Annotated in this window: 11 protein-coding genes; 7 read left to right on the top strand and 4 right to left on the bottom strand. The window is 72.7% G+C overall.

Annotation, left to right across the window (positions count from 1 at the left end; translation table 11 throughout):
• Nucleotides 1-169: 169 nt before the first annotated feature.
• From IF23_RS0115815 to IF23_RS0115800, 4 genes are all read left to right on the top strand, one after another.
• Nucleotides 170-577, top strand: coding sequence for a roadblock/LC7 domain-containing protein (locus IF23_RS0115815; RefSeq protein ID WP_030284070.1), 408 nt, complete (start codon nt 170-172; stop codon nt 575-577).
• 64 nt (nt 578-641) lie between these two features.
• On the top strand, nt 642-1,004 hold the full coding sequence (locus IF23_RS0115810; protein WP_030284068.1) for a DUF742 domain-containing protein: 363 nt from the start codon (nt 642-644) through the stop codon (nt 1,002-1,004).
• Entirely contained in the window at nt 985-1,608 is a 624-nt protein-coding gene (locus tag IF23_RS0115805) for a GTP-binding protein (protein ID WP_030284066.1), read from the top strand. Before IF23_RS0115810 ends, IF23_RS0115805 begins: the two co-directional genes overlap by 20 nt.
• A gap of 25 nt (nt 1,609-1,633) precedes the next feature.
• Entirely contained in the window at nt 1,634-3,037 is a 1,404-nt protein-coding gene (locus IF23_RS0115800) for a cytochrome P450 (RefSeq protein WP_030284064.1), read from the top strand.
• A gap of 124 nt (nt 3,038-3,161) precedes the next feature.
• On the opposite strand, the gene IF23_RS0115795 is transcribed toward IF23_RS0115800, so the two are convergent.
• Nucleotides 3,162-4,307, bottom strand: coding sequence for a terpene synthase family protein (locus tag IF23_RS0115795; RefSeq protein ID WP_051739595.1), 1,146 nt, complete (start codon nt 4,305-4,307; stop codon nt 3,162-3,164).
• Between the two features lie 2 nt (nt 4,308-4,309).
• The gene (locus IF23_RS0115790; protein WP_030284059.1) at nt 4,310-5,221 is read right to left on the bottom strand and encodes an SAM-dependent methyltransferase; all 912 of its coding nucleotides are present in this window, start codon (nt 5,219-5,221) and stop codon (nt 4,310-4,312) included.
• A gap of 468 nt (nt 5,222-5,689) precedes the next feature.
• Between IF23_RS0115790 and IF23_RS0115785 the strand changes: the two genes are divergently transcribed.
• Nucleotides 5,690-7,873 carry a tetratricopeptide repeat protein gene (locus IF23_RS0115785; protein WP_037678278.1) on the top strand — a complete coding sequence of 728 codons (2,184 nt, stop codon included), beginning with the start codon at nt 5,690-5,692 and terminating at the stop codon, nt 7,871-7,873.
• A gap of 24 nt (nt 7,874-7,897) precedes the next feature.
• On the opposite strand, the gene IF23_RS0115780 is transcribed toward IF23_RS0115785, so the two are convergent.
• Nucleotides 7,898-9,157: a UDP-N-acetyl glucosamine 2-epimerase gene (locus tag IF23_RS0115780; RefSeq protein ID WP_245654996.1), complete on the bottom strand. Its 1,260-nt coding sequence runs from the start codon at nt 9,155-9,157 to the stop codon at nt 7,898-7,900.
• The gene (locus IF23_RS34960; RefSeq protein WP_245654989.1) at nt 9,058-9,639 is read right to left on the bottom strand and encodes a hypothetical protein; all 582 of its coding nucleotides are present in this window, start codon (nt 9,637-9,639) and stop codon (nt 9,058-9,060) included. The genes IF23_RS0115780 and IF23_RS34960 overlap by 100 nt, the downstream gene beginning before the upstream one ends.
• A gap of 227 nt (nt 9,640-9,866) precedes the next feature.
• Here IF23_RS34960 and IF23_RS31250 point away from each other — a divergent pair, with 227 nt between their 5' ends.
• Both IF23_RS31250 and IF23_RS0115765 read left to right on the top strand, forming a co-directional pair.
• On the top strand, nt 9,867-10,616 hold the full coding sequence (locus tag IF23_RS31250) for a UvrD-helicase domain-containing protein (protein WP_342667924.1): 750 nt from the start codon (nt 9,867-9,869) through the stop codon (nt 10,614-10,616).
• Between the two features lie 571 nt (nt 10,617-11,187).
• Nucleotides 11,188-11,748, top strand: a complete 561-nt coding sequence (locus tag IF23_RS0115765; RefSeq protein WP_030284052.1) for a DoxX family protein — start codon at nt 11,188-11,190, stop codon at nt 11,746-11,748.
• Nucleotides 11,749-11,853: the final 105 nt, after the last annotated feature.

Here is an 11,853-nt window from a genome sequence, read left to right as displayed (position 1 = left end):
CCCCCACCCCCGCCCCGGACAAGGCACCACCGGTGCAGCCCGGTATGTGGCTGGCGGCGTTCCAGAGCGGCCTGTCCGGCGAGAGCCAGACACCCGCGCCCACCGGTGCCTCCGGTGAGGCCGGTGCAGTCCGTGAGAGTGACGAGTCCTCGGAAAAGAGTGAGTAGCCATGATTCAGCACCGGCCCAACATGGACTGGATGCTCAAGGACCTCGCGGAGAGCGTGCCGCAGACCCGTCACGTCATCGTGCTGTCGTCGGACGGCCTGCGGATGGCGCAGCACGGCACCGACACCGACACCGCCGACCGGCTGGCGGCCGCCTGCGCCGGACTGCAGAGCCTGGCCGGAGCGGTTTCCTCGGAGTTCCCCCGCAGCGACGGCCGGATGCGTATGGTCGTGATCGAACTGGACGGTGGGTTCTTCTACCTGATGGCAGCAGGTGCCGGGGCATACCTCGCGGTGCTGGCCGATGAGGACGTGGACGCCGGCTTGATCGGTGCGCGGATGCGGGATCTCGTGGCCCGTATCGGCGAGCACCTGAGCAGCCCACCGCGCCACAACGGACAGGTCGTATGAGCGGGGTCGTCGAACGTGTTGAGGACATGCGGCGTCCCTGCCGAGGGGGAAGAGGGTCTCCGGAGTGAGCGATGCGGACGAGGGCTGGGAGGACGAGAACCCGGAGAGGCTTTATGTGATCACCGGCGGGCGCAGCGGATCCTCCGGAAAGTCGGCCTCCCTCGACCTGGTCACGCTGATCGTGTCCAAGAACAGCCCCAAACCGGGCATGCAGCCCGAGCACGCCACGATCATGCGGCTGTGCCACTCCCCGCTGTCCGTGGCGGAACTCTCCGCCTACATGCGTCTGCCGGTCAGCGTGCTCACCGTTCTCCTCGGTGACCTGCTGACGGACAGCCGCGTCGTCGCACGGGCACCCGTACCTCCCGCTCAACTTCCCGACCGTGCCCTTATTGAGGCGGTGATCCATGGACTTCAAAAGCTCTGAGACGCTTGTCGAGCACCCTGCCGAGGGCCCACGGACCGAGGACGAACTGCCGGACAGTGCGGCGGCAGCGGTCAAGGTCGTGATCGTCGGTGGCTTCGGTGTCGGCAAGACCACGCTCGTCGGCTCCGTCAGCGAAATCCGTCCGCTGACGACCGAGGAGACGATGACCCAGGCCGGTGTCGGCGTCGACGACACCATCGGGGTGGAACGCAAGACCTCCACCACCGTGGCGATGGACTTCGGCCGGATCAGTCTCAACGACGAACTTGTCCTCTATCTCTTCGGAACCCCCGGACAGCAGCGCTTCTGGTTCCTGTGGAACGGCCTGTTCGACGGCGCCCTCGGTGCCGTCGTGCTGATCGACACCCGTCGGCTGGAGGTCAGCTTCGACGTCATCGGGCGGCTGGAGGAGCGCGGCGTCCCCTTCGTCGTCGCCGTCAACTCCTTCCCGGACGCGCCGGTGCACCCGGTCGAGGAGGTCCGTGCCGCCCTCGACCTGCCGGCCGATGTGCCGATAGTCGACTGCGACGCCCGGCTGCGCCCGTCAAGCCGCGATGTCCTGATGACGTTGATGCGGTATCTGCATTCCCTCGCCGTGGCGTGAGCCGACGAGGAGCCAAGGAGCCACTGTGAGCACTTCCCCCACCCCGCCCCCGGGCTGCCCGGCCCACGGCGTCGGCCCGGAGGGCCTGCGCCGGCTGTACGGCCCGGAGGCCGAGGCCGATCCGATGGGGCTGTACGAGAAGCTGCGCGCCGAACACGGTCAGGTCGCGCCGGTTCTGCTGCAAGGCGATCTCCCGGCGTGGCTGGTGCTGGGGCACCGCGAGAACCTGGACGTGGCCCGTACCCCGTCCCGTTTCTCGCGGGACTCGCGCCGCTGGCGGGACATGCGGGAGGGCCGGGTCGGCCCGGAGCACCCGCTGACCCCGGTCGCCGCCTGGCAGCCGGTGTGCAACTTTGTCGACGGCGCCGACCACGAGCGGCTGCGGGCGGCGGTCACCGACTCCATCAACCGCTTCGACCGGCGCGGCATCCGCCGCTACGTCACCCGCTTCGCCAACCAGCTGATCGACGAGTTCGCCGGTGCCGGGCAGGCCGATCTGGTCAGCCGGTTCGCCGAGCATCTGCCGATGCTGGTGATGACGCAGCTCCTCGGCATGCCGGAGTCGTACGGTCCCCGGCTGGTCGAGGCCGCCCGCGACATGATCAAGGGCACCGAGACCGCCGTCGCCAGCAACGAGTTCGTCATGCAGACGCTCCAGCAACTCGTGGAGCGCAAGCGGGCCACCCCCGGCCACGACTTCACCACCTGGCTGCTGGAGCACCGCTCCGCGCTCACCGACGACGAGGCCATACAGCACCTCCGCGTGGTGCTGATCGCCGCGTTCGAGACGACGGCCAACCTCATCGCCAACACCGTGCTGATGGTCGTCACCGACCGTCGGTTCCGCGCCAGCCTCTCCGGCGGTCACATGACGCTGCCGGATGCGCTGGAGCAGGTGCTGTGGGACGAGCCGCCGTTCACCACCATCCTCGGACGGTGGGCCACCGGCGACACGGAGCTGGGCGGTCAGCGCATCAAGGAGGGCGACATGCTGCTCCTGGGGCTGGCGGCGGGCAATGTCGACCCGGAGATCCGGCCCGACCTCACCCAGCCGGTGCACGGCAACCGCTCGCACCTCGCGTTCAGCGGCGGTCCGCACGAGTGCCCAGGTCAGGACGTGGGTCGCGCCATCGCCGACACGGGTATCGACACCCTGCTCGCCCGGCTGCCCGACCTTCAGCTGGCCGTCGCCGAGCACGACATCCCGTACCGTTCGTCGCTGATGTCGCGTCACATGGTGGAGCTTCCGGTGCGGTTCACGCCGAAGCCGAGTCTGCCGACGCAGACCGCCAGTTCGGAGCTGCCCGCGCCGCGCCGTTCGGAGCCGCTGCCCGAGGCGGCCGGTCCGCGGCCGCCGGTCGCGGTGCCCACGGCGGAGACGCAGCGCCGTACCAGCACCTGGTGGCGTCGCTGGTTCAGCGGCCACTGAGCGGCACGGTCCCTGCCGACGTACCACACGTCGCGGGCAGGGGAGTTGACGAGGACCGGCGGTACGTATGTGCCGCCGGTTCCGCCGTTGGTGGGGGTGTCCCGGTGGGGGCGGGACACCACGCTCAGGGAGCGTCGGGGGACGTCAGCTGGTCCCACCACCAGGCGATGGCCGGGAGGGCCGGTGCGTCCGTCGAGGGGTCGCTGGGCGTGTCCCGGTAGGTGATGCCGAACGACGAGCCCGGCACCGGCAGCGGATTGCGGTTGCGGGGGCTGGCGAAGCGCGGGGCGTTGTTCTGCCAGACGATGCATCCGGCGATGTAGTCGCCCACCGTGTCCAGGTAGCGCCGCATCATCGGGTCGCCGTCGGCGGCGAGTTGGTCCCGCAGCCGGAGGTAGAGGGTCATCGTCCGGTCGCGCAGTCCGACCGCCTCGGGCAGCGCCTCGGCGGGGGTGCAGCCCCGCTCGTGGGCGATGACGTTGATGAGGTTCTGCTCGGGGATCTCCAGATGGTCCTCCTTGGCGTAGGAGAACAGGTCGTTGTCGGTGCCGACGAGGAAGCCCGCGGCGTCGGTGAGCGCCTGGACCGCCGGGGAACACAGCACGTCGGGCGGGAGGTCGGCGCCGTTCGCCACCTCGCCCCAGGTGAGCGAGAAGCGGGTGCCGTTGATCGAGACGGCCATGGCGGCGAAGTCGTTGAGGCTCGGCATGACGCCGCGTTCGGCGTTGGCGGTCTGCCAGGAGGAGGCGAACAGCCAGTCCCGGATGCCGTCGATGAAGCGGCGCAGCTGCCAGGGGCTCAGCGCGGCGCGGGTGCGCCGCACCAGGTCGTGCAGGGCGTCGGTGTACGGGCTGGGCGGCATCATCGCCGAGCCGGGGTACTCCAGGGCGCGGAGCAGCCGGATGCTGGTGTCGACGACCTTGCCGGTGGCGGTGGCGTTGCTGCCGGAGTCGAGCCAGTCGTCGACGGCGTGGGCCCAGTAGTTCCACATCATGAAGATGAGGAGGGGCTCCGGCTCGCCGTGCGGAATGATCCGGCAGCTGAACTCCGCGCTGTGGGTGGCCAGTCCCCAGGCACGCTCGGTGGCGTCGGGGTAGAGGCCGTAGCTGTCGATCCACTCCAGGGCGCGCCGCTCCAGCTCCGCGTGGCGCGGGTGGATGTCGCCGGTGAGGGTGATCGGGCAGTAGAACGGTGGGAGTTGCCAGCCGATGGGGGACGGGCGGGACCGGTCGCCGCCCGGGGTGGTGCGGACGTCGGGGGTGACGGTCATGGTCAGTTGCCTCCCAGGCGGAAGAGCAGCAGGCGGGTCTCGACCGCGTGGTCACGCCAGATGCGGAACAGCTTGCCGTGGGTGCGCTCCGACTCCAGCAGCCGGTCGCGGGCGATGGGCGAGGGCACGCCGGTGCGGTCCATCGTCTCCACCTCCGCGGTGCTCCACGCCATCGACTGCATCCAGAACTCCGCGACGCGGTCGGTGATGTCCTCGTCCTGCTCCAGCTCCAGACCGGCCGCGTGCGCGGCGTTGATGTACTCGGTGAGGGTGCCCAGGCGGGTCTTGTAGTAGTCGTCGATGAACTCGGTCCACTCCGGGCGGCACAGGAAGTGCTCCTGGATGCCGAACCAGCCACCGGGCTTGAGGGCCTTGGCCACGACGGAGAAGAGCCGCTCGCGGTCCATGTAGCCGGAGCTCTCGATGGCGACGGCGCCGTCGTAGCGGTTCTCGTCGGTCAGATCGTGGATGTCGCCGAGGACCGGCGTGATCCGGTCGGCGACGTCCGCCCGGCGGGCGAGGTCGCTGATGACCGGTATGTGTTCGCCGGTGACGGTGATGCCGGTGACCTGCGCACCGAACTTCTGTGCCCAGTAGATCGAGCCGCCGCCGACACCGCAGCCGATGTCGAGAAGGTGACCGTGGGGGTTGCGCGGTACGTCCCAGAGCGTGGCGGCGTGATCGAGTACGGCCTCCTGCGACTCGACGATGCGCCGCCGCAGGACGCGCTGCGCGACCGTGGTGTTGGGGTGCGCCCCTTCGTCAAATATCCCCATATGGAAGTGGACGCGGGGTCCGGGACCGTATTTGTGGAGGATGTCCCTGGTCTTGCGCGTGTAATAGAGCGGAACTTGCTTCTCGTCGAACCCGGACTGGCCGGGGACCGCCGCGTCGATGACGAGGTTGTCGTCCATGTTTCAACTCCGATGGGCAGGCAGTCCGGTGCGCCGGTAGCATCCGGCGCCCCGGTAGGGGGGTGGGCCGGAACCAGACAGTCCGGGCCCACACGATCTGCCCGAGAGTGATCGTTCGCAATCCGGATCCGAACCCCACGTGATCAGAGTCATATGCAAACAAGCCAAAAATAAACACTTTTGGGCGCGTCGAATGCCGCCAACATTCCGTTCGTCTGGTGGACGACACGTCAGAACACTTACGGAGGAAGCGAGTGGACGGTGTGTCAGCCGGGCGCCGTGTGAACGGTGGGACACCAGGGGTGCGGTCTCGGCCGGAGGGAGTGCCTCTCCCGCGCCCCTCCCGGCAGGATGTGCGGGAGAGGCACCCCGCCGGACGCCCCACCACTACGGTGGACGGCGGGCGGGAGACGGATCGGCACGGCCGCCCGGCAGTGGTACCGGACGGCGTACAGGGGGAGTGACGGCATGCTGGATCCCACGTCGATGGCGGCGGTTTCGTCCCTGCTGTCCACCATGGCGATGTCCATGGCGACAGAAGCGGGCAAACGTGGCTGGGAATCGCTCGGTGCGCTCGCCCGCCGGATCGCCGGGCGCGAGGTCCCGGCACCGGTCGGCCCCGAGGAGCGCGGCGAGTTGGCGGCGGTGCTGGCCGGTGCCGCCGCGCGCGACCCCGAGTACGCGCACGCCCTCGGCGTCCTCTTCCGCACCGCCCCCGCCCCCGCGGGCGCCACGGCCGTCCCGCGCCAGCTCCCGGCCACCGCCCGCTTCTTCACCGACCGCCGACGGCCCCTCAAGCAGCTCGACAAGGAGGCCGGACGCAAGGCCGACGGCCTGCCCCGCGTCGCCGTCGTCTACGGGCCGGGCGGCATCGGCACCAGTGCCGTACCCATCCACTGGGGGAGCCGCAACCTCCACCGCTATCCGGACGGTCAGCTCTACCTCGATCTGCGCGGTGGCGCGGACGGCGCCGCCGACGCCCCCGCCGTGCTCCGCCACTTCCTGCGCAAACTGGGCGTCGCCGACGCGGACGTCCCGCCCGCGGCCGAGGACCGCATCGACCTCTACCGCACCCTCGTCGCGGACCGCAGACTGCTCGTCGTCCTCGACCACGCCCGGTCCGCCGCCCAGGTCGCTCCCCTGCTGACCGGCGCCCCCGGCGTCTTCACCATCGTCGTCGCGCGCCGCCCGCCGACCGGGCTCGACGCCGTGCCCGTCCCCGTCGGTCCGCTCGCCGCCAAGGACGCGCGGGCCCTCCTCGGCCGACTCACCGGGGTGCGGGGACGCGGCGACGACGGGGCCGCGCTCCAGGCCGTCCTGGACCGGTGCGGCGGTTTCCCGTACGCCCTGCGCACCGCCGCCACCTCCCTGGCCCTGCCGCGGGACCCCGCCCCGGACGGGCCCGTCCCGCCCGCCCCGGAGCCCGCCGCACCCGACCCGGATCCGGTACGCGCCGCCGCCGCCGACGCCTACCGCGCGCTCCCCGCCGACGCCGCCCGGCTCCACCGGCTGCTGGCACTGCACCCCTGGCCCGCCATCGGCCCCGCCCAGGCGGCGGCCACCGCGGAGATCGGCCGGCCCGAGGCCGAACGCCTCCTGGGCGAACTGGTCGCCCGCGGACTCCTGGAGACCCGCGACGGCGTGCGGTACCACCACCGCCCGCTCGTCCGGCAGCACGCCGAAGCGCTCGCCGCCCGGGAGGACCGGCCCGCCGGGTGCTCCGCCGCCGTCTCCCGCACGGTCGGCTGGGCCCTGCGCCTGGCGGTGCCCGCCGACCGCGCCGCCCTCCCGGAGCGCTGGCACCTCGGCCCGCTCTACGACCTGCTGCCGCCCGGCCCGTACGCCGATCCCCGGGCGGCGCTGGCGACCCTGGACTGCGAACTGCCGACGCTGGTGGCCGCCGTGCTGGCGGCCGAGGCGTACGGCGACCACCACAGCGTCTGGCAGTTGTGCGAGGCCCTGTGGGCGGTGCAGCTCAAGGCCGGACGCCATGAGCAGGTGCTCCCGGCGCTGCGGGCCGGTGTCCGCGCCGCCCGCGCCCTGGCGCCCGGGAGCGATCCGGTGCCCGGGGCGTCCGGCGCGCAGACCCGGGTGCGGGCCCGGATGCACACCCAACTCGCCCTGGCCCTGACGGAGCTGGGCGCCGACCACTTCGCCGAGGCCGAGGAGGAACTGCGGCAGGCGGCCCGGGTGTCGCAGCTGGCCGGTCACCGCCTCGGGCAGGCCACCGCGGTGGAGACGCTGGGCCTGCTGCGGCTGCGGCAGTGGCGGTACGCCGAGGCGCTGGACCTCTTCGAGGAGGCCGACGCCGTCCTCGTCACGGTCGAGGACGGCGGCGAGGGCAGCCGCGACGTCCCCCGCGCCCGGGCCCTGCTCCGCCGCCACCGGGGCCGGGCCCTGCGTGGCCTGGGCCGTTGCGACGAGGCCACGCGGTGGCTGGAGGAGGCGCTGACGTACTTCCGCGCCCACGACCCGTACAACACCGCCCGGGCCCTCACCGATCTCGCGGAGACCCGCAGCGAGGCCGGGCGGCCGCGGGAGGCGCTGGCCCACTTCGAGGAGGCCGCCGGGCTGCTGGCGGAGGGCGGCGCGGGGTTCCAGCTGATGCGCCTGCGGGAGCTGCGCGAGGCCGTCGCGCGGGACACGGAGTAGCCGCGGCGGGTACGGGCCGACGGGTCAGCCGGGCGTCGCCGCGCCGCCGTCCGCCGCGGTGACCGTCACCCGGTGGCGGGCCCGGGCGGTCCGTACCGTCAGCCCGTGCGCGATCAGGCGTTCCACCGACGAGCCCGCGGACAGGCAGGCGAAGAGCGCCGAGGCGTGCGCGGCGGGGTCGGCCGCCCAGGCGTCGGCGGTGAGCGTGAACGCGCCGCCGCCACGGACGCGGACGGTGCAGGTGCCCGCGGCGCTGACGTAGGCGGCGAGGGCGCACTGCGGGTGCCGGGCGAGCACCTCGGCGCACCACGCCGCGGGCGGTCCCAGCCGCGGATCGTCGGCCGCGCCGTCCCGGAAGATCACATCCGCCGCGGCCACCGCTCCCCGGTCCGCGGTGTCCTCGTGCGCCGCCAGATGCTCCTGCACCGGCGCACACCCGCCCGCCCGGCCGCCGCGGGCGGTGCCCGCGGGCGGCTCCTCGGGCCCGTCGGGCTCCTCCGGGTCGTACGACGGTTCCGCGTAGCGGCGCAGCGCCACCTCGTACGGGCCGAGGAGGCGGGTCAGCACCCGGAGCGAGGTGGTGCGGCGCGGGGGTGTGTGGTCGGGCAGCGGCAGCGGGTCGAGGAGGGCGGGCGCGTCGGGTTCGGGGATGCCGATGAGGCCGTGGAAGAGGGCGCGCAGCCGGGCGGCCGACTCTCCCGGCACGGAGGTGGTGAGGGCGGCGGGTCCGGGGTGCGGCCGGTGGCCGTCGACGGCGGATTCCAGCTGCGGGCGGAGCGGCCGGAGCGGGTCCAGGCGGGGCGCGGTACGGACGAAGTCGGCGACGGGCGAGGCGGGATCGAGCCCGTCGAGCGGGGCGGCGCCGAGGAGGACGGGGGTGCCGAGGGCGGCGGCGTAGTACGTGACCGAGCCGTGGTCGCCGATGACCAGATCGGCGGCGAGGAGCGCCTGGCGCCATTCGGTCAGCGGATCGAGCAGCGCCAGGCCACCGCGGCGCGCCCGCTCCAGCCAGGCCCGTACCTGCCCCGGGCCGTGGCCGTGCCAGATGTTGGGGTGGAGGACGGCGGCGAGCCGGTGGTCGTCGGCGGCGAGTTCGCCGGTCAGCCGGGGGAGGAGGGAGGGCAGCAGGTCGTCGCCGCCGTCACCGAAGAGCGAGGCGGGATTCCAGGTGGAGTTGAGCACGATCAGCCGCTGCCCGGCCCGCAGCCCGAGGGCCCGGCGGAAACGCTCGCGGTAGGGGCGGGCGGCCAGCAGCCGGTCGAAGCAGGGGTCCCCGGCGAGCACCGCGGTGTGCGCGGCGGCCGGGCACGCCTCCCGCAACCGCGCGAGCTGCTCGGGGTGGGAGGGCGTCCGGCGTCCGGCGTCCGGCGTCCGGCGTCCGGCGTCCGGCGTCCGGCGTCCGGCGTCCGGCGTCCGGCGTCCGGCGTCGCCAGCGTCTTATTGTACCCAACGCCGTGCGACAATACGGTCAATTTGCCGCAAAGCTCATGGAGTTGGCCGCCGAAGCTGGCGGAGACGGCGAGGTCCACCGGCGTCCGCAGCGCCTGTGCCCAGGGCAGTACCGGCACCCCGACCTCGGCCAGCAGCTCCGGCACCCCCGCCTGGAAGGGCGACGAGCCGGTGCAGGTGGCCAGCAACTGGATCCGCCAGTCACGGAGCAGCGGCAGCACGTCGAGCAGCCGGGTCGCGGAGGTCACGTTGTGCACCACGAGCAGCACCCGCCGCACCGACCCCCGGGTGTCCCAGCGGCCTCCCTCGCCCCCCACCGGCACGCGTATCCACGCCCCGACCCCCTCGCCCACGGGTCCCCCTCCGTCGCCTCGACCGCCACCGGCACCCCACCCGCGGCACGAACCGGCCCGCGCCACCCGGGCGGCCCGTACGCCGCCCCCGGCGCCAGGGAGCCGGGGCGCGCAAGGGGTCATGATCTCATCGGGGGCACCTGGCCGCGGGGGAGCCTCCGGGGGGGGGTCGCTCCCTCGCCCTGGCGGAGGTGGAGCGGTCCGCGGACGGGCCCCGCCACGCCGCGGTGATCGTCGACGAGGTCCAGGACCTCACCCTTGTCGGGGTGCGGCTGCTGCACGCCCTGGTCGGCGACGCCCCCGATGGGCTGCTCCTGGTCGGCGACGGCCAGCAGTCCGTCCACCCGGGCGGGTTCCGGCTCGCCGACGCCGGTATCGACATCCGCGGCGACCGCGGACAGGTGCTGCGCACCAACTACCGCCTACCGCAACAGCAAGCAGATCCTCGACGCGGTTCTCGCCGTCGTCGCCGACGATGCCTTCGACGACATCGACGGTCTACGCACACCGGGCGTCCGGGACGTGGACCTCACCTACCACGACGGCCAGGTCGTCCGCGTCACGGAGCCGACCGTGGCCGCACACGACCAGGCACTCCTGGCCGCCCTGCGCGCACTCCCCGACGGTGCGCGCGCCGACGCCGCCGTCCTCTGCCCCTCCAAGCGATCCATCGGCCACTACCAGCGGCTTCTCACCCGCGCGGAGATCCCGGTGTGCCTGCTGGAGCATTACGACGGCCACCCCGTGGACGCCGTGAAGATGGGCACCTACCTCAGGGCCAAGGGCCTGGAGTTCAAGCGCGTCTATCTGCCGCAGTACGACGCCGCGCCGCCGAACGGCACACCGCCCGCCGCCCCCGGCACGGCGGCGACCGAAACGTCCCGCGAACGCGCCGAGCTGCTGCGCAGCCAACTGTTCGTGGCGATGACCCGAGCCCGTGACGTGCTGTGGTTGGGCAGCTTGGCGCCGTAGCGGGCGGGGCTGCGGCTGGGCGACCTGGCTCCGTAGCGGGCGGTGATCCACCGACGGCGGGCTTTGCGGCGCCTCGTCGTGTGGGAGAGTGGGCGGCCGTTGCGGTCGTCGTACGGGGCGGTGGCGGAGCGCGCTACGGTGAAAATGTGAGCTGCGACACATCGCCGCGTCCTGCTGCGGGTCCCGACGCGATCGAGCCCGTCGGTACCGGTACGGCCTCCCGGCGGCACCCGGCAGCCGGGCACCCGGAGCCTGCACGCGACACGGTCCGCACTCCCGCCCCGCATCCCGGGGCGCGCCACATCCGGAGGGAACCCGTCAAGGAATAGAGGGGCGCGACGCACAGCCCCTACACCACGACTCATCGCTCACAACTCACACAGCGACGTCTCCAAGCTCTCGACCGGGGGTGTCATCCGGCGCCGTCCGGTGCCACGGCCGGGTTCGGCCGGTAGGTCCAGGACGCGGTCGCGGTGCCGAGGTGGTGGCGGACGGCGGCCACGGGGCGAGCACACGGCCGCTTTCGACCGGAGCGTTCTCATGATCACCAAGCTCATGAACTACTACCGCCCCTTGGCTGCGACGGAACCGTCGGTACGGGGCCGGGCCCCGGCGAGATCCTCCGCCGCCGATGCCGGACTACTGCTGATCAGGCTGACGGTGGGGCTGCTGATGGCCGGGCACGGCTCGCAGAAACTGTTCGGCATTCTCGGCGGCGCCGGCCTGACGGACACCGGAAAGGGGTTCGCCGCCCTCGGCTACCAGCCCGGAAAACTCTTCGCCGTGATCGGGGGCCTCTCCGAATTCCTCGGCGGCCTCGGCCTGGCCCTCGGGCTGCTCACCCCGCTCGCGGCCGCCGCCCTCATCGGCGTGATGATCAACGCCATGGTCACCGTCACCGGGGCCCACGGCCTCTGGGAGACGGACGGCGGAGTCGAGTACAACGTCTGCATCGCCCTGGTCGCCCTCGGCATCGCCGCCCTCGGCCCCGGCCGCCTGGCGCTGGACCGCTTCTTCCGCTGGGGCACAGGCGGCTGGCCCCACGCCGCAACCGCCCTCGCCCTGGGCGGCCTCGGCGCCACCATCGCCCTACTCCTGTGAACCCGCCCCCATCACTTGACGAGGACGCGCCGGACATTTCGTCGGCCACGGTAGCGAGGGAGGCTGCGATGAAGCCGATGGTGGTGCAGGTGAGGAAGGCGGACG

Source organism: Streptomyces catenulae (genome assembly GCF_000718015.1).
Classification (GTDB): Bacteria; Actinomycetota; Actinomycetes; order Streptomycetales; family Streptomycetaceae; genus Streptomyces; species Streptomyces catenulae.
Note: the sequence above shows the minus strand (reverse complement) of the source record. Positions and strands in the feature narration are given on the sequence as shown.